The sequence below is a fragment of the Paenibacillus sp. PAMC21692 genome (assembly GCF_014303795.1).
In the GTDB taxonomy this organism is placed as follows: domain Bacteria; phylum Bacillota; class Bacilli; order Paenibacillales; family Paenibacillaceae; genus Pristimantibacillus; species Pristimantibacillus agaridevorans.
Window position 1 is genome coordinate 727,407 of record NZ_CP060293.1, and the last position, 18,147, is coordinate 745,553.

General features: G+C 47.7%; 10 protein-coding genes. 1 reads left to right on the forward strand and 9 read right to left on the reverse strand.

All coding sequences use genetic code 11. The features are described 5' to 3' along the window. The first annotated feature begins 304 nt into the window (after positions 1-304). Positions 305-3,406, forward strand: a complete 3,102-nt coding sequence (locus tag H7F31_RS02900) for an ATP-binding protein (protein WP_187102973.1) — start codon at positions 305-307, stop codon at positions 3,404-3,406. Positions 3,407-3,542: 136 nt separating this feature from the next. On the opposite strand, the gene H7F31_RS02905 is transcribed toward H7F31_RS02900, so the two are convergent. From H7F31_RS02905 to H7F31_RS02945, 9 genes are all read right to left on the reverse strand, one after another. Next, positions 3,543-4,541, reverse strand: coding sequence for a DUF1835 domain-containing protein (locus tag H7F31_RS02905; protein WP_187102974.1), 999 nt, complete (start codon positions 4,539-4,541; stop codon positions 3,543-3,545). A gap of 89 nt (positions 4,542-4,630) precedes the next feature. After that, complete coding sequence (locus H7F31_RS02910; protein ID WP_187102975.1) at positions 4,631-5,995, reverse strand: Cys-Gln thioester bond-forming surface protein; 1,365 nt, start codon at positions 5,993-5,995, stop codon at positions 4,631-4,633. Between the two features lie 236 nt (positions 5,996-6,231). Continuing rightward, positions 6,232-6,690 carry an SRPBCC family protein gene (locus tag H7F31_RS02915; RefSeq protein ID WP_187102976.1) on the reverse strand — a complete coding sequence of 153 codons (459 nt, stop codon included), beginning with the start codon at positions 6,688-6,690 and terminating at the stop codon, positions 6,232-6,234. A gap of 32 nt (positions 6,691-6,722) precedes the next feature. Continuing rightward, positions 6,723-7,208, reverse strand: coding sequence for a nucleoside deaminase (locus H7F31_RS02920; protein WP_087568379.1), 486 nt, complete (start codon positions 7,206-7,208; stop codon positions 6,723-6,725). 132 nt (positions 7,209-7,340) lie between these two features. Beyond that, positions 7,341-8,030 (reverse strand): phosphoribosylaminoimidazolesuccinocarboxamide synthase, encoded by a 690-nt coding sequence (locus H7F31_RS02925; RefSeq protein WP_087568380.1) that lies wholly within the window; start codon positions 8,028-8,030, stop codon positions 7,341-7,343. Positions 8,031-8,139: 109 nt separating this feature from the next. Continuing rightward, positions 8,140-8,598 carry a VOC family protein gene (locus H7F31_RS02930; RefSeq protein WP_187102977.1) on the reverse strand — a complete coding sequence of 153 codons (459 nt, stop codon included), beginning with the start codon at positions 8,596-8,598 and terminating at the stop codon, positions 8,140-8,142. Between the two features lie 33 nt (positions 8,599-8,631). Beyond that, positions 8,632-9,075, reverse strand: a complete 444-nt coding sequence (locus tag H7F31_RS02935; RefSeq protein ID WP_187102978.1) for an SMI1/KNR4 family protein — start codon at positions 9,073-9,075, stop codon at positions 8,632-8,634. Between the two features lie 220 nt (positions 9,076-9,295). After that, positions 9,296-14,449: an S-layer homology domain-containing protein gene (locus tag H7F31_RS02940; protein ID WP_187102979.1), complete on the reverse strand. Its 5,154-nt coding sequence runs from the start codon at positions 14,447-14,449 to the stop codon at positions 9,296-9,298. A 39-nt stretch (positions 14,450-14,488) separates the two neighbouring features. Continuing rightward, positions 14,489-18,142, reverse strand: a complete 3,654-nt coding sequence (locus tag H7F31_RS02945; protein ID WP_187102980.1) for a glycosyl hydrolase — start codon at positions 18,140-18,142, stop codon at positions 14,489-14,491. Positions 18,143-18,147 lie beyond the last annotated feature (5 nt).

An 18,147-nucleotide genomic window follows, 5' to 3' on the forward strand; every position in this document is an offset into this window, starting at 1 on the left:
CGTTCTCGGATTTATTGCAGCTTGAATTCAAAATGAAACCGCTGTCATATTTTTATAAGCGCCCTCGATATAAACTCACCCCTCCTGTTCTTACCATTGTTTTTATTAATTCGTTTATATACTACCAGATAGATTAAATATGATGCAATATATATTTTATGTAATATATTATATATAATATAGATTGGGTCTTTATTCAGCCCTTTCTCCTAGCGGGGATACTGTTTGTTATATTGAACGCGATAAGACTAGTAAAGTATACTAAACAGGAGGTCAAGCGGTTTTACGGAGAGGATTGGGGTAATTGCTTAATCGAAAGTTGTTTACCTTGATTATGGCTGGCGTTCTATTGACAACGTATTTTTTATTACGTTCCCTTCACGTATTCGACACGGGTTCATTCCAAGCAGAGAATGGCGTTCTTTCTTTGCAGCAATGGAATCCTCAGGATAAACGGATTATTCCGCTTGACGGCGAATGGGACTTCTATCCCAATGAGTTAATCGTGCCCAAGCCTGGCGAGGATGTGTTTGGGACGTATCAGGGCATACATCGATCTATCTCTGTGCCTGGAGCCTGGGACGGTTATATAGCAGAAAAAGCAACGCCTTTCGGTACCGGCACGTATCGTTTGCTCATACATGTTCCAGAGGACGATCGTTACGGGGTCAAGCTAAATACGATTCGAAATGCAAACAAGGTGTATATCAACGGAGAAGAGCTTGGTTCCGCGGGCGTTCCTTCCAAAAGCAGTTTGGACTATCGCTTCGACTTTAAAAAGTATGTCGTCCTGGAGCAGAGCAGCAATAAACAGCTGGAGCTTGTTATACAGGTTGCCAATCACGATTATGCCGTTGGAGGGATCGTCAGCTCGCTCGATTTCGGTCTGGCCGATCAAATATTAGCGTTGCAGGGCCGAGAAAAATTTATTGAAGCTTTCCTTATTGCGGGCTATTTGCTATTTGCATTTATTTATTTCACATCGTATTTGCAGCATAAACGAAAATTCAGGTATGAGCTGTTTTTTAGTCTGTTCTGTCTGGCGCAGGCTGTACATATTTCGACAATTAATGAACGATGGATCTACTTACTATTTCCCGAGCTCGGTCCATTGGCCCAAATCAACATACAGGCTGTTGCGCTTACCCTGTTCGTGCTCTTTTTTCTCCAATTTGTGTATCATTTTTTCAATATGATTGCCAGCAAAAAAGTCGTGACGGCATTAAGCTGGTTGCTCGGAATTCAAGCCTTGGCCGTAACGGTGTTCTTTGCAGCAACGAATCTACTGGAATATGTTCCTTTTTCGGTTATCCAATTCATTGTCTCGTTGACTACGGGTATTGGTTTTGTATACATCCTGATCATGTTGATTAAAGCCTATAAACAAAAAACCGATGAGTCCCATTATGTGCTGACGGTCGTTTTTACCTTTGCGGCCTACGGCTGTCTGCTCGTAGCCGTCCTCTTGTTTGAGGTCGACATCGAAACGCCTACTCTGCTTTTATTCCTGATTATGGTTATTAGCTTGGCGCTATTAATGAGCCATCGTTCCCAACAGGCTTTTAAACGGGTTGAGGAGTTATCCAGCGAGTTGCTCGTATTCGACCGCATGAAGGATGAATTCCTTGTCAAAACCTCGCATGAGCTTGGAACGCCGCTCCACGGCATTATTAATCTATCCCGATCGCTGATGGAGGGCGTAGAAGGGCCATTAAAAAAGCAGCAGCAAGAAAGCGTTATTTTAATAAATTCGGTTGGCAGAAGATTGGCGGGTTTGGTTGAGGATCTTTCATTTGTATCCCGAATCAAGCAAGGAGAAGTATCGATTGTATCCAGACCGATCCAGATTCGCGTTGTCGAGGAAGTGCTTGATGAGATTGCATATGTCATGCAGCCCACTCAGCAGGTACAAATCATCAATAAAATCCCGAATGATATGCCGCTGGTCTATATGGAAGAGCAAAAGCTGAAGCAGATTTTTTTCAATCTGATCTATAATGCGATTAAGTTTACAAAGCAGGGAACGATCACGATTTCTGCTTGGGTCAATGAAGAGCACATGCACATATCGGTGCAGGATACCGGGCTGGGTATTGCGAAGGAGAATTTAGAACATATTTTCACAACCTTCTACCAAGTAGAGAGCACCAGGCTGCGCGAATCGGAAGGGCTTGGTCTAGGTTTAAGTATTACGAAACAGATTGTAGAGGCTGCAGGAGGGCATATTGAGGTAACCTCCGAACTAGGTCAAGGCTCATGCTTCACCTTCACGATTCCACTGGCAACCGAGGAGCAGCTGCTAGAGTATTCGGATAACGACGCCGATCGGGATGAGCAAGCGATGACGGCGAGGTTGAACGTGCAGGACCTGCAACAACCTATTCCTCAGACAAGAGTAAAGGGCTCAAAGCCTTATACCATACTGGTCGTAGACGATGAGCTTACCAATCTAAAGGTGCTTATTAATTGGCTTCATTCTTTGGATTATAGCGTAATTGCGGTAGGCAGCGGGCAGGAAGCGCTGGACATCATTGAGAAAGAAAAGGTGGATCTCTTACTATTGGATTTAATGATGCCGCAGATGACGGGGTATGAGGTTTGCAAAACGATCAGGCAAAAGCAGGATTGGGTAGAGCTGCCGGTCATTATGTTAACAGCAGCAGGACAATTGTCCGATTTTGTTGTTTCTTTTCAATTAGGGGCTAATGATTACTTGCAAAAGCCGGTAAACTTGGCTGAACTAGAGGTGCGAATCGAGTCCTTGCTCCTTATGCAAAAGTCAGCCCATGAAGCGGTGGAGAATGAGCTTCGCTCCTTTTACGCGCAAATTACGCCGCATTTTTTGTATAATACGATCAATTCGATTATTTCGCTCAGCTACTTTGATCAGGAAAAAACAAGATTGGCATTGGATCATCTTGCTACCTATTTCCGTGCAAAGCTGGATTTCCAGAAACAGCGTTCGCTCATCCCCTTAAGGGAGGAGCTTCAGCTTGTAAAGGCCTACTTGGCGATCGAACAAATGCGTTTCGACGACAGGCTGCATATCGAATACGATATTGACGAGACCATTCACATCGATATCCCGGCGATGACGCTCCAACCATTGGTAGAAAATGCCGTCCATCACGGCATATCCAATAATAAAGCCGGCGGAACGCTGCGGCTAGCGATCGAACGAGAACAATTCGAACGCGGGCAGCAGCGAATCAAAATTACGATTGCGGATAACGGCGCAGGTATCCCTCATGAGAAGCAGCAGGAGCTCATGCACGGCAAAAGCGAGCGGCTCGGCTTTATGAATCCGTTTCGTAAGCTTTCGCTTATTAAAGGAGCAAGCCTTGACATACACAGCGAAGAGGGCAAGGGAACGACAATTATTATTCGTATGATGGAAGTTAGGTAACAGAAAGGAAATAACGCAGCCGGATGGCTGCGTTATTTCGTCTCCCTCTACAATGGCGGGAGCCTGTCACAAACCTCTGACCATAACGTTGGTTACATTCTGACTACCATACTGTCTGCAAACGCAAGTTATTCCCTTATTCCACATAAACTAACTGCTTTCTCTCAGAGTCCCAGCGCCATGTTAAATCGCCATGCAGCCGTAGACCGCCATACCACTCATTTATTCCCTTCATCTCTACCCAATCCTTTACTCCCGCGGCTACTGTCATCCCTACCTCGGTTAATGCAACTTCGCATTTTTCAAAGGATGCGGTTGTTTTTTTGCGATAATCAGGAAATGTATGAGGGCCCCGTATCTCCAAAAGTGCATGCGGCCGTTCCGACATACAACGCAGTCGATACCAAAATTCTAAATCACCCATTCCCAGCCCACTCAATCGGTTCCCGATTTCTTTAAATAGCTCGCGCGAGTTATTGACCCCATGCCGGATCAACTCCAAAGTTGATTGCTCTACGATTCCCAGTCCATTCTTTACGGAAGGCAGGCGGGATACGTGCAGTTCAAGCGCCGCGTGGGCGAAAGGCAGGGCCGATGTATCCTCATGCAAAATTTCAACATGCCTTTCTACATCCGGGGAAACGTATGCCTCCCAGATCCTGCTTCCCGTCTCAAGTTCCTTCTGCCCGATCCTCTGCCACGTACCAGTTAATGTTTCCAACTGCTTTGCTGAAAGTTGGCCCAGTCCTCGAAACAGATCAATACCCGGATAGTCGCCAATACACAATAAATTTAGTTTTGTATGCCCAAGCGTCTGCTTTGAAAACCAATGCAACAAATAGCTTAACATGAGCTGATCAAACAAATCATGTTCGAACCATAATACGATCTCGTTGTATTTGTGGAAGTTCTGCAAAACCTGTTCTTGCGACTTATAATGGGTCACATAGTCATCTGCCGAAATACCCAACGTTCTCTCCAGATATTCCACTCTTGGCGACCTCTGATGGGGTTCGTCCATTTCAACGAAGACCGGACCTACCGGATACACTTCTCTCCAGACCAGGATATCTCCGCGGATATTCCCCGCCCTTAACTTATCGCCGACGGTATCTCCGTTTACGATATGGAGCATCGACAAACCTCCTTCGTAAAGACTCAGTACACCTTGTGAAAATAGTATACATTAAATCGGAGCTACCCATCGGATCATTTATTCAACCTCTACCCACGCTCTCTTCTTCTTAATAACCACAAAGCGACGACAATAAATACCGCTCCTACAACATAAAATACAACTTTACTTGCCTCACCTGTTTTAGGAAGGACGTTTATTTCTACTGTTTTGATTGTCGGTTCAAATGGTGTTGGCGTTGGCTCTTCTGCCGGTTCCGGTTCTTCTGTTGGCGTTGGTGTTGGCTCTTCTGCCGGTTCCGGTTCTTCTGTTGGCGTTGGCGTCGGCTCTTCTGTCAGTTCTGGTTCTTCTGTTGGCGTTGGTGTTGGTGTTGGTGTTGGTGTTGGCATTGGTGTTGGTGTTGGTGTTGGTGTTGGTGTTGGTGCTGGCGTTGGTGGCACGGGAATATTAAATTTCAATAGCACATTTCTTTGCACATCCAATACAGTGGCTGCGACCGCGCCTAAATCTTGAATATCATCGACATATCCCACTGACGAAGTGATGAACACATCGTTGACAGATTGCCCCATCATAAATTGGAGACCAATATCTACATCCAAAGCCTTATCATCATAATCGCCTTTAGCGATTGTAATCGTAATCGTCCTACTGTCAAGACTTGCATTGTCGTATGTTGATTCCACTACGGTCGCATTTGGATATCTAGCCTCCGTAGCACTATCAAGCTGGACTGATGGTAAAATGACCGTTCCATCATCGTTCTTTTCCGTTGCTTTATAGGATGCCGATACAACCAGGTTATCATTTGCATCAAGTGATAATTCCTGCTCAAATACATCCACATCCGCTTCTGTATAGGTTGGCCCTATCGGATCTAAACTGATGTAGTAATTAAACAAATCCTCTCCCGCTGGTGTTGGCGGATAATGCTGCCCGCGCCAGTTATCCAAATCCGCTCCATTCGTGTAATGCCAAATGGCAAATTGCGTAGCCCAAAGAGTCATGGTTTCGTCCAAACCTGTAATACCAGCGGCCGCTTGTATGTCTGCAACACTTTTCGTCGGAAAACCATTGAGCAGAATCGCTCTTATCGCATCCCCATCAATTGCCCTTCCTTTAATGGAGTAGTTGTTAATATCTTTAAGTGGTGAGAAAAATTCTTCACCGGCACGATAACCGTGAAGATCATTCGTACGTGGATACTCTCTCGACCTATCAAAGCAATAAGCTAAAATGCCGGCAGGAAGACCTGCACCGTTCGGCCTTCGTTCATAAACTCCGTTATTATATTCAGCTAAAACAATGATAGGGTAATTTCGCACATCAGGAAACCAATGCTCTACGACTTCAAACTTCTCGACAACTGCAGGAGCTGCTTGGATAAATTGAAATGAAGTTGAACCTAGCAGAATAATTAGAAATATGGTTAGTTTCACTTTTAGCTTATTCATTGACATCTCCCCTTCTCACTTCTGACTTTTTTTCTAACATCTATCCTCCTAATCATCGCGGTTATTCTAGAAACACCTCTCGGAGATGTTCCTTTCCTACCGATATCGGTCTTTGCTGTCATTTATTGAATATTTTTATCGAATACGATTAACAATCAATGGAACTCAAAGAAACCACTCCTGAAAAATAGAGTGGTTCTTTGAATTATCTAGTTAAGACTTCTAAACTGCCGGCTTTACAATTCCCGGGCTTCCGATTCGGCGACCGTCTTTACTTTCTCCAAAAATTTAACAACGACCTTTTCGTTTGCAAAAATCATAAATAACTTAATGAACCACCTCAAAGCTTTATTAGTTGCCGTATATCTAAACCTTGTTTTATGATGATCTAATCTAAATAGCTCATAGTAGGCTGTAATCTCAAAATAGTTTGCTAACGTAAAACCGATTTTCACTTTCTTTTCATTCGGAGTATTCAAATATTCCAACGTGTGGACATCATACTCTTCCGTTCGTTTGCCTTCTTTGTACTTTTGACGGTAAATGCTCCCGACAAACTCTTCTGTAATCTTGACCGGTTTATTTTCAACCACCTGCGGCATAATCTTCTGCATTTGTTCTAATGAACCGTCAAAGTATGACCAAACTTGTTCTATCGGTGCATCGATCTCAATTTCACTAGTCCATTGTTTCATCTATACACCCCCTGTTAGGATTCAATCAAAATTTAACGGCGGTTCCTTGCGTAAAACTGACTATGGAGTTGACGAACTTGCTCTGCCAATTCAGGAACAGGTCCATCTATTGGGGTATCCCGAATAACATCTTGAATGGGAAGATTTCGAACGCGCGATGGAGCTACCCCCATTTCACTCAACCATTGTACCAGCTGTTCGGACGAACATACATAAACGATACGACCTAAACCAACCCAACCGTGAGCCGCCGCACACATAGGGCAATGTTCGCCAGAGGTATATACTGTCGCCTTGCTTCTTTCTTCAGGCGTCAGGTTAGCGGCTGCCCATCGCGCCAAAGCAAATTCCGGGTGTTGGGTATGGTCGCCGCTTGCAACGTGGTTATGATCTTCTGCAAGCACTTCTCCCTCGGCGGAAACAAGGACTGAACCAAATGGCTCGTCCCCTTTCTCCAGCGAAATTGCTGCCAATTCAATCGAACGTCGCAGGTGCTTTAAATCCAAATCGCTTATCATAACTGATTCCTCCTCGTCTTTCGAAGATTAATATTTTTCCTACTAAAAAACCGTTCGTTCCAGAAACATACTGGAAAAAGAACGATTTTTAAGTAGGTCGCTTACGATGACTTAAGTTAATATGCGATCGGTTTATTCGCCCGCCAGCATGAGCTTCTCCAGCTCAAGCGGTTCAACGTACACTCCGTCCTTGAATGCTCTCATGTTTCCGCCAGATATTTCATCAATAAGAACAACTTGCCCGTCCTTTTTCAATCGGCCAAATTCCAACTTAATATCATACAGCTCGATGCCCTTCAAGCTTAGCTCGTCCTTCACGACTTGACTGATTTGCTTCGTCAGTTTTTCCAGCGCCTCGTACTCTTCGGCTGACAAAATACGCAGCATTTCAAGAGCAGACTTGCTGATCGGAGGATCTTGACGCGCATCATCCTTTAACGTCACTTCCACAAATGCATCCAGTGTTTGCCCTTCTTGCGCATACAAGCCATAACGACGTAGAAAACTTCCTACCGCGCGATAGCGACATATGACCTCAAGCCCTTGGCCGAACACAGAGGCGGGAGCTACGGTCATCGTTGCTCTCTCGATATCCGCATCAATGTAATGCGTCGGAATGTTCGCTGCATTTAATTTCTCGAAAAAGAACTTCGTCAAGCGGAGTCCTGCCCGCCCGGCACCTTCCATAACTAACCCGACTGTATTGGCGCCAGGATCGAATACACCATTCTCCCCTGTTACATCATCCTTAAACTTCAACAGATAATCCCCGTTTTCCAGCTCATATACATCTTTTGTTTTCCCTGTGTACAACCGATTCACAATGTGTATCCCCCTTCTGCAACAGTTAGATCCAGTAAATATTTTATATTATAGCATAAGCGCTGAAAGGTTAAGTTCATTTTGGCTCCAAACCCTGTGATTCGGCTAATTAATTCGGATAACCAAACCACAACTTAATAAAATTTCCATCCGGGTCGAAAACATCAAAGGACTTTCCGCATCCGCCACTATCTTTAATCGGGCTCGTCCTTATACCCGCTTCAACTAATCTGCTATGGCATTTTTCAATGTCCTCGCTAATTTCCAATAAGAGAACATGATTAGGTCTTCCTTTATGATTAAAAGCTAATCGTTCTTCTCCATCAGTTTGTACAAGCATGATTTCAACGCCTGATGCAGGATAGATAAATACCTCTGTGTTGTCTGTTTCAATAGGAAGACGATTTTTAGTGGTGTTAAGATAGAAACCCAATTGAAACACATAGAAGTCGACTGCACGTTGCATATTTGTAACTGGCACTTCGATACAAGCAACTGATTTTACTGTTGCTTCTTCTTTCACGCTTGGCAGCATCTTCTCATGTTTATTGATTACTTGGTCCCCCATAATCCATCACACCACCTAAATAAATTAGACTAATCACCATTCATAAAAATTTTCCTCGATCAGCTCCTCAAATGAATCCGCTAATAACTTGATCTCCCCGGTATCGTGATAACAGATGAAAACCTTTCCTGCCTGATCGATGATGATCGGATCGCCGGACCCATCCATGGAAATGACATAACCGGTTTGCAAAACTTCTGCAATGGGAAGCTCCTTAAATTGCTCTCGAAACTCCAGCGTCAAATCGACAACCGTTTCATTTCCGAGACTAGAGCCATTAGAGAAGGCATGTACCGCTAGACCGGCATATGCTCCCCCAAACGTTCTGATAAAGTGTACGTAGTCCTCGTGAAAGTTTACTTCCAACCGCTGCTCGGCCTTAACAATCTCCTCTTGGCTCGCCGGAAGGCCTACTAGCGTGCGATTATCTTCCCGATGAAGAAAAGCCATTAATCTCTTCATTAACACATCATTCATGAGAAAAACCCCTCCGCTCCCCATACTATTTCCCAGCATGATGCTGTTAGTCTAATCATCAGTATGATGGAATGTAAGCACCGTTTCAACCTTGGTGTGATCGATAAGATAAGATATGTTCCTAACGAAAGAAGAACCCCCCATCCTTGATAATGGATGAAAGGTTCTTGCATTTATCCGCACGACAAGCGCCTTCTGCAACTTACGGCGGAGCTATGATTTACAGATCGATCAGATGGTTCTCCTTCAACATTCTTGCGACCAGCGTCGTCACCTCGGCGCGCGTCATCTCCGATTTCGGATTGAGCAGCTTGCCTCCGTTCCCTTGCACCAATCCCGCTTCAATCAGCAGCGCGACATCTTCCCTGGCCCAGGCCGACACGCTCTCACCATCCTTGAAATTCGCCAGCGAGGCGTCAATCTGATCCCGATGGTTCGCAACCTGTGGATCAATCAGACGATATGCGCGAGCCAGTATGCTCATCCCTTGCTCTCGTGTAAGGACCCCGTTTCCGTTAAACCGGCCATCCGGGTAACCATGGACAAGGTCATAAATATCTGCTAACGCCACAGCGTCGCGGTACCAGGCGTTATCCTCCACATCCGCGTAGCGACTGGCCGGCACATTCTGATCCATCAGCCCCATGCCGAGCATTACAATGCTCACGAACTCTGCACGTGTCACATTGCGATCCGGGGAGAAATAATTGCCGCCGGTTCCTTCCAGATTAAGCCGTGCAGACATATCGAGGATCTCTGCGCGCGCCCAATGACGATCCAAATCTGCAAATTCCTTCGGATTCCGAATGACGGCGTAAGTTCCGAAGCCGCGCATGTCATGAATACGAGCTACGTAACGGTTATTGACTTTCGTTACCTCAGTCGGCACATGAAACATACTTCCGTCCGCATGGATGACAACGCCAGTCATAACACCGTCTAACCCCACCCCTTCAGGCAATACAATCTCCTTCACAACATAACCGTTCAAGCGCCCTGGGTGAACCGTTTGACCGTTAAACGAGAAGACCAGATCAAGTGTAACTGGCGACACGATCCATTCATTTCCTTGGGCAACCGCTTGCCTTTGAGCGCCTGTCGCCTGCTTTTGCGGGGAGCGCTTGATCGTAATGTTCAAAGCAATATCCTCAAGCTTCGCTTGATCCCACTTGCCAGCGATCGCATCCAGATCCAGAAGCTTGGCTGACAGCGAATAGTTAGCCAGCAGATTACCGATGTCCAGCGTCGCGCCAGCATCGGATAGTTTCCGAATCGATGCCGCAGTTAAACCCTGTACAATGATTTCTCCCTCTTCCGGCACCTGTATCGCCAGTTGCTGTCCGTAGCCCTGCGATAGAATATCGTACAGCTTGTCAAGATCGACTTGAACCGTTGTATGCGTTCCTTCCTCGTCCGTTCTGACGGTTCCGACAGCGAATAAAGCGGGCTTGCCATTCGCTGTTACAGCCATGCGGGAACTCTCCGTACCCGCTCCAGGAGACGTGATTCCGCCGCCGTTTCCATTCCCGTTGCCGTCTCCGCCCCCATTCCCGTCATCGTCATTCACCGGTTCGCCATATATAGATACTTCAGCAATACGCGGATTATTTGATTCCGCACCGCCAAATAACAGACGAACTTTGGATGTCGACTTGTTGGATAGATGGATGTCCTCCGTCGGAATCCTGGTATCCGAGTACATATCCAACCAAACGTTATTGTTCCAATATTGCAATTTAAATGAGGTTAACTCATTGTCCGCTCCGTCCGCTTCAACGATGGTTATTCGGGAAAGGCTAAGTTTATTCGGGAACGAATATTCCAGCCACGCCTCCCCATCGGCCATATCTACCGGCCCGCGAGAAGGATCGGCGTTCGGCGACCAATAGGTGTCTGCCACGCCATCAGCAGTAAATCCTGCGACAATAGGCATCTCATACCTGATGGTGCCTTCACTGTCAATCATAACACCGGGAGTCATCTTCTTAAGCACAGTGGTCCAATCGTTATCAGGAGCCGATTCATTCGTAATGTATCTGTACTCCATCCCGTTATACATATGAGTAGACGTGTTATACAATACATTTGAATTGGAGGATGCCGCAATGGTTGCTGTCAATGCCGCATTCACTTCGCTTACCGTGTCCAATTCATCCGACGTCAACACATAGGCGCGTAACGCATCCGTAGCAAGAGTAACATTACCGTCAACAACATGAACTGTACCCGCAAACTTTCTGCCATCTGCAGTCAGCTCATACAGCTTAAGCTGACTTTGATTTCTCCAGTTCGCAGGAAGCCTCCATGTATTCGTATTTCCTTCCACACTGTACACAAATATTCTGTTCGTTCCATCGATTGCAGGGATAAATCGATCTTGTCCCTTGGCGATTGTCACATCCCCATCCGTAACTGTGACTGCCTGCGTGCTCTTATCGATTTCATAGATAATATCTTCTCCCCAGCGTGTATAGGTTCTCGTGGCCTCATCTACATATTCCTCTAAACCGCTATTGGCAATATATCCATTCAATAGACTATAAAGAAATGTCGTTCTTGTGAGACCGACCGAACTTTGATTACTCGCTTCGGCGACATTCAAATTGCCATTACGAATATTATCGCTCACAAGCGTGCCCCAAATATAATCCGCCGGTTGTGTAGCGTACCATCGCGTAGCATGCATGATCGACATACCCGCATTCATAAAACTGTCAATTAGGGTCGGACTGACGTAATTCTTGAACATGAATAGTCCGTTCATTCTCGCTTCCGCAGCGTAGAACTCTGTAGCTGTATAGGTTCCCAGCGCCCTCCAATGATCAATCTCCCTGCTCTTGGCATAACGTTCTTCAGCTTTGCCATAACCGTTGTAGGGGTAATCCAGCATGACATCTTGATACATAATCAGAGGCGCCCAGTACTTCTGCACAAAATCATTCTGTCTGTTGAATGGATAACCATTCTTCACATCGGTATAATGACTGATCTGGTAAGCATCCCAACCAAATACACTGGATGAATACGAAATTTTCCCCGTACTGCTGCTTCGATCACCATATATACTCGGAGTCGTATCTCTTAAATAGGCATCGCTGATATCCGTCATGTCGCTCATGTTGATATGGAAGGATAAATCTCCCCCATAACCGGCCATGGCGTTCTTCGCTGCAAGCATCGATGCAGGCGTGCCAAGCGCAGGGTTGTAGTAGATCTCATTGATGCTAGGCCAGCCGTAATCATGTCCCCTGCCATTCCAACCCACATATTCATAGGACTGCCTGCCGACTCCATCTGTCATGTTATTCACTTGTCTTTGGATCTCCACCAATTGATCCAGCGTCGAATACACAACCGTAAATCCTTTAAAGTAGCTTGCATCCCCTGCATATCCAGGGAAGGCGCCATGTGTCTGACTCCAACCGCCGCCATTAAAAAACGTTTTCAGCTCAGCCGGCAATTGAGGGAGTTGGGCCTTCACCCATAAGGCGCCATCTTGCCAGTCTATTTTATCATTATGATTGGAATCCTTGCCGATATGGACTCTGCTCTCATAAACCAACGGCTTTAAAATATTCAATGAGGTTTCTTTGACGGGTCTGGAACCGTCTGAAAGTCTATGTTGATATTCTGTCTCGAATATGGTTGCTTCGCCGTCAGCATTCGCAACGCTTAGTGATTTGTCAAACGAACTTGGGATATATACCGTACCTACCGCTTGTTTGTTCCACACGAATCCAAATGACGCTTCTGGCATACTGAAAGCATCCAGATCCCCCAATAGACCAATATTCTCCGAATAATTAGAAGCCGCAACACCCGCTCCTGCCATATCTGTCGTGACCCTTAATACCGGGGAATTGAGAATCACTCTAAAGGGGGCGTCTTCCTCATCGCCCGTAATTCCTGTAAGCGTTTTAATCAACGTGGTGCCGACTACCTGGAAACGATAGTCCAGGGTCACCGTTCTCGGTGTTCCATTAATCGATACATCGGCAACGGTTACAGTGTATGTTGCCGTGTCTGCAGCCGCTTCGTTATAGACAACTGAAACGGGATAATCCGTTCCATTAATCGTAATGTCGGGGGCGCCGGAATTGGAGATGGAGGCCCCTTGGATCACGCCGCCACCGGTCAACTTGTAGTTTAGAACCTGCGGATAGGTTTTATCCAATGTAACCTGGATGTCCGGGGTCCCTATAACCGTTGCATGATTATCGGTGTCGATAGAAACACGCCAGACCGATTGGCGCGAACCGGCAGTCACCGTGTAGTTTACCGGTCCCGCTGTGAAATCCTGTGCCGTATCCGGTGTGATGACAGCTTCGTCATAAAGTGTAAAGAAAGGCTCAAGCGCTGATTGGTCCTCTTCCTCCGCTACGAACAAAGTAATGGTTTTGCCAACCTTATCGATTACGGCTGCCCTCGTCTCAATTTCCAAGGAGGCATTATGAATCATGGTCCGATCGTCAAGAACGACAGACACGCTCCATGCCGATTGCTCGGTGCCGTGAGTTACCGTATAGTTTATCGGTCCCGCTGTGAAGTCTTGTGGAGCCCCCGGTGTAATAACAGCTCCATTATGGAGTGTAAAGGAAGGCTCTAGTGCCGATAAATCCGAATCGACCGGTACAAATAGGGTTACGGTCCTGCCCACGTAATCGATCGCTGCCGGTTTCGTTTGGGGGGCCAAAGAGGCATCAAGGATATCCGTCACATTAATATCCTTGTTTATGACCTGCAAATTATCATAAGTGACGTCGGTTATCGCCCAAGCAACAAATCCTATTTGCCCCGGTACGGGAGATGTTCCCATATTATTGGCGCGATGCGGTCTAAACCCATCATAAACGACGGCATCCCCATATTCCACCTTCAGATTATCCCCAATATAGGTTACCTTCAACGTTGTGGGACCCTCTGCCAACGTCAGACCGTCATGTATGATATCAGACATAACGCCGCCAATCCGCTCGCGGATCCGCAATGCAGTTCCATTCTCGATCGCTACCCACGTATAAGTATCCGAATCTACAGCCCGGAAGACGAGACCCGTGCGCGCATCGTCGGTATCCGTGATGTTAATGTTCGCACTGACAATGCCATCCTTAATGACTGGACTCTTGGTGTCTATCTTTACCACGTTGCCCAGATCATTGCCTGAAATGCGAACATGCTGATTAAATACATTATAGGTTAATTCGCCTCTGTCATCGGCTGTAAGAGCAATGAAATCGCCCGTTGTATCTGTTGAGAAATCGTTTGTGTACGTTGTCGCAGGATTGTTGGCGCTTGCCTGACGGGAAAATAATAAAATAAGAATCAGCACCATCATACCCGTAATCATACTTTTGTAACGATGCGAGACTTGCATGAATACACACCCTTTCAATTGTTAGGATTCATATACCGATCATGTTGTCTCTGCCGCCCATATATCCAGTCTGACAGGCCCAAGCAGCCCTGAGGTTAAATCTCCTCGATAACGCGTCGGGATCGTAACGTAATGATTGGCCAACGTATTATAGACCCGAATCTCAATTTCGTTATCTCCTCTCCGTAGCCAACGGCTAATATCCTTCCTCCACGGAGGAGCCGTCAGCGTCCCCGCAATCCCGCCGTTCACCCGAATCTCGGCGGAGGAGGCGACATCCCCTAAATCCAACAGGACGCGGCAATCAACGGGATTCTCCGGAAGGCTCCAATTCACTCCTTTGCGATAAATCCCGCCGCCGGAATAACACATAAGTCCGTCAATATCGGACCAGTCTCCAAGCGCGAGGAGTCCCCTGCCGCAGTCTAGCCGAATGGGCTCCGGCAACGCAGCCCCGGCATATGCCGATTTGTCATAAACGACGCGGATGGCGACTGCGCTAGATTCCAGACAGCTGCTATCAGAGGCAAGCCGATAGACGGTTGCGCCATCCTCGCGAATCGTTGCGCTCAGGATCGGCCACTCGTTGCCGTCCACCCATGCCTTTATTTCACCGTGAGCCGTAACCTCCATCGCTTCCAGTGCCGGAGGCGCTGTGAATCGATACCAGCCTGCGGGATCCTCCCGCTCCGGAAATATGTCGTACGGCAGCAGGCCCGGCTTGTTATACCAACTCATCGCAAGCGGCAATGGCTCGCAACTTTCCGATAACGCCTCCGGCAAGGCCACGATGACATGCCCCCGACCGACCGCATCATATCGCAGCAGAAGCCGATTAACGCCGGCAACGGCCGGCCATTGCCCGGCCTCAGGCTCTATTAGACGCCCGTTCAGCCATATTCGGCTTGGAACCATTCCTCCGAGAAGCAATGTTATCTTCATATCCCTGTCACAATGGAAGGAAGACCATAAATAAGTGAGACGCCCCGTCTCTTCCGCTTCATATTCCGTCCCGGTCCAAGTGAACCGCTTGCGTCCAAGCGCGATGAAGTCGTCGGTGATCTCGCCCTTAAGCCCATGAAAACCTTGGTGACCGGGATCCTCCTCAATGCCGAATCTCATCGAGAATTCGTAGGTTTCCCATACGTTCTCATCGTTCCCGATCCTCACGGCATCCCCTTCCGCAATCGACTGTAATCCGGATAGATTCGCCTCCAGAACATCCGTATCTATGCGATCCGGCAACGGACCGAGCTTCCAGAAGAATGGTCCGTAACCATAGGTTACGAGAGGCCAGTCGGAGTCATCGCATTCGGGTCGACTCCAAGGGATCGCCACGTCCCCCCCATCCTGCTCCCATGCAAACTGGAAACGACGGGCTTCGGCGCCGATGCAGCCCTCTGTAGGAGGTAATCGAAAATCGCCGAAACGGTTGTTCATCGTCGGCAGCAATTCAAACGTCCATTTGCCGTCCAGTGTAATATCCGCGACTTGTCTTCCGGATTCGGACGAACGGACCGATTTCACCCCGGGATCATCGTCTAACGAAGGATTCGTTTCTTGATCCCGATGAAACACAATCAACTGAATTTCGTCCCGACCGAGCGGAAGTTGGACGAAGGTCCCTTCCGGCGTAATCTTATGCGCGACGATCCGCTCGGACGTGCCATCCCAGGGATTCCATAACTCGATGGATCCATGGCAGCGAAAAAAACATTCCGAATGAAGCTCTGCTCCATAAACCGCATATAACTCAAGGTCCCCCATCTTACGATGCATGACGTAGGGAAACTCGTCGCCCTCCGGCTCTCTCATGCAAACAAAATCCCGGGGAAATGCCCCCTGAATGAACGCCGCGGTTTCCTCATAGCTCCGAACGACCGCGGATGCGCCCCCCGCCGCGTTACGATTAATATGGACGCCTTCCAGTTTGGCGGCATGAGCGCCCGACAGTCCGAACAACGCTTGTACTTTGGCATCCACCTCCGCGTCTGCCGCTCCCATACGGTCGCTTGCTTCCGGCAACGGACCGACGGCAATCACGATTCCGCCCGCTTCATAGAAGGCTAATGCCTTTATAAGCGTCGAGTATCTCAACGCGCGCATAGCCGGAAGGATCAGGACGCGATACGCTTCGCCGGAAACCCTGATTTCCCGCCCTGTCAGATCGGCCTTGTCCAACGACTCAAAATCGATAAAATCAAAGTCGATGCCCCGACGATACAAATATTCGCCGACCCCGAAAGCCGTTTCCACGGAAGCCTCGCCGGATATTCCGGCTTCCATCGCGGCTACGGGGTACATAACCGCGACATCGCATGCATGCACGCCCTGGCTCAACAAATAACTAAGACGTTCCGTGCACGCCAGCCACGATTTCATATGTTGCCAATACGGCATTCGGAAATGGTTGCACGGGGGAGCCCACTCCCACCAGCCGCCATAAGTCGTATAATAAAGTCCGTGCAGGGATAGCAAGTTATGTCCCGACAAGAAATTCTTGAAAGTCGCATCCGCCAATTCGGCGGTTGTCGTTCCCCATCCGCTGCTGTGATACCCTTCCAACCAGGTGCGCGGCCGCTCATTGAGATGGGCGATGGAGCTTGCCACTTTATTTTTGACCAAATCACAAGACAAAGCAGGCTGGTCGCAGCCCGGGCCCTGATTCCATCGTTGCGTGCGGAAATAGTCGCCAAACTCGGCAACTTCCTTGCCTCTGCCGCCATGATCGCACCCGAAGATAATGCCCCGTGCCTGATGCCACTCGTATACCGGCTGAAAATAATTTTTTTCCGACAACGCGACCATTACATCCCCGTAATCCATACGAATTTTCGAAGTGCGCTGGCCGATATCGACAAACAATGCAGCGGCTTCCGGCACAATATCGTAACCCTTGCTGCGTATGAACTCTTCCTGGAATCGATCGTTCCACAGTTGGCCGCGAATGCCGAAATCAAGCTCATCCGAGAAAAAGAAACCAAGCCGCACGCCGGGAATGCCGGCCAATCTGTCTTCGAAGCGCTGGAAAAAGTATTCGACGACTTTGGCTCCGCTTTGCGGATGCATGACATCGATTGAACAAGGGTTCTTCTCCGCAAATACGGCGACGAGTTTCCACTCGCCCTCAGGCTTCTGCCAAATCAGCGTTCCCTCATCCCGATTAAAGGGCAACCCCTGCAGAACCTCGACTTCGCTGCCCGATTCATTATCGATCCCAAGCCGGTAAGCGGTAACACTGATCGTATTGTCGGGAAGTTTGTATTCCCGGTCCCCGTCGTATTCCCATTCCCGATAGGATAGAACGGATCCCGCTATATCCGGATGATGCTTAATGATCTCATCGGTATATCCCCCTTGCCCGGGGGTACAGAGCGTATAATCGCTTAAGCTTACCGACATTCCGTACGCTGCCGCTTTTTGGGCAAACCAGACAAATAACTCCCACCATTCTTCGGAGAATAACGGGGGATCGCTCGGAAACGTAAGCCCGTATGAATTCCCGCCGTGATCATCATGCGCGTAGTTGATCTGCAGGCCTGAGATATGGCTATCCTTCAGCTGCTCCAGCTGCCACTCCAACCGTTCCTTCGTTAGTGGCTCTCCTACCCACCAATAAAAAGGGACTTCGCCATAACCCGGCGGAGGAGATAAGAAGCCTTCGTAAATACTCCCAATCGTTGCTGTTGACATTCTTT

What these genes read in the sequence shown, in the direction of transcription:
- H7F31_RS02905 (WP_187102974.1), bottom strand. Translation starts at nt 4,541, where the DNA reads ATGCTCCATATCGTAAACGGAGATACCGTCGGCGATAAGTTAAGGGCG.
- H7F31_RS02910 (WP_187102975.1), bottom strand. Translation starts at nt 5,995, where the DNA reads ATGAATAAGCTAAAAGTGAAACTAACCATATTTCTAATTATTCTGCTA.
- H7F31_RS02915 (WP_187102976.1), bottom strand. Translation starts at nt 6,690, where the DNA reads ATGAAACAATGGACTAGTGAAATTGAGATCGATGCACCGATAGAACAA.
- H7F31_RS02920 (WP_087568379.1), bottom strand. Translation starts at nt 7,208, where the DNA reads ATGATAAGCGATTTGGATTTAAAGCACCTGCGACGTTCGATTGAATTG.
- H7F31_RS02930 (WP_187102977.1), bottom strand. Translation starts at nt 8,598, where the DNA reads ATGGGGGACCAAGTAATCAATAAACATGAGAAGATGCTGCCAAGCGTG.
- H7F31_RS02935 (WP_187102978.1), bottom strand. Translation starts at nt 9,075, where the DNA reads ATGAATGATGTGTTAATGAAGAGATTAATGGCTTTTCTTCATCGGGAA.
- H7F31_RS02940 (WP_187102979.1), bottom strand. Translation starts at nt 14,449, where the DNA reads ATGCAAGTCTCGCATCGTTACAAAAGTATGATTACGGGTATGATGGTG.
- H7F31_RS02945 (WP_187102980.1), bottom strand. Translation starts at nt 18,142, where the DNA reads ATGTCAACAGCAACGATTGGGAGTATTTACGAAGGCTTCTTATCTCCT.